The organism is Geobacillus proteiniphilus (genome assembly GCF_001908025.1).
GTDB classification, from domain to species: domain Bacteria; phylum Bacillota; class Bacilli; order Bacillales; family Anoxybacillaceae; genus Geobacillus; species Geobacillus proteiniphilus.
This window is the reverse complement of the sequence record NZ_MQMG01000153.1, coordinates 1-395: the sequence shown is the minus strand read 5'-3', so window position 1 is coordinate 395 and position 395 is coordinate 1. Positions and strand designations below refer to the sequence as shown.

The following is a 395-nucleotide window of genomic DNA, read 5'->3' as shown; positions in this document are numbered from 1 at the left end:
CATGTCTATTTTGTCCATTCGTATTATGTCGTTCCGGGGGATGAGGACGTCGTGCTCGCGAGCAGTGAATATGACGTTGATGTTCCGGCGGTCGTCGGGCGCGGCTATGTGTTTGGCACACAGTTTCATCCGGAAAAAAGCGGCGCGGTCGGCATGAGCATCTTGAACAATTATGTCGGCATCGTCACGGGAAGGGGGAACGGCTGATGGCGGCGTTTACGATTTATCCGGCGATCGATATGCGCGGCGGCCGATGCGTCCGCCTGCTGCAAGGCGATTACAACAAAGAAACGGTGTACGGCGATTCGCCGGTCGCGATGGCCGAGCAATTCGCCGCCCAAGGGGCGGAGTGGATTCATATGGTCGATTTGGACGGAGCGAAAGAAGGGCGCCGC

At 57.7% G+C, this 395-nt stretch carries 2 protein-coding genes; both read left to right on the top strand.

Features of this window, described 5'->3' with window-relative positions; all coding sequences use genetic code 11:
• The coding region (locus BRO54_RS18980; RefSeq protein ID WP_420809671.1) for a glutamine amidotransferase-related protein at positions 1-207 on the top strand (207 nt) is incomplete at its 5' end.
• A partial coding sequence (locus tag BRO54_RS18975; protein WP_239691305.1) for a HisA/HisF-related TIM barrel protein occupies positions 207-395 on the top strand: 189 nt, incomplete at its 3' end. The genes BRO54_RS18980 and BRO54_RS18975, both read left to right, overlap by 1 nt.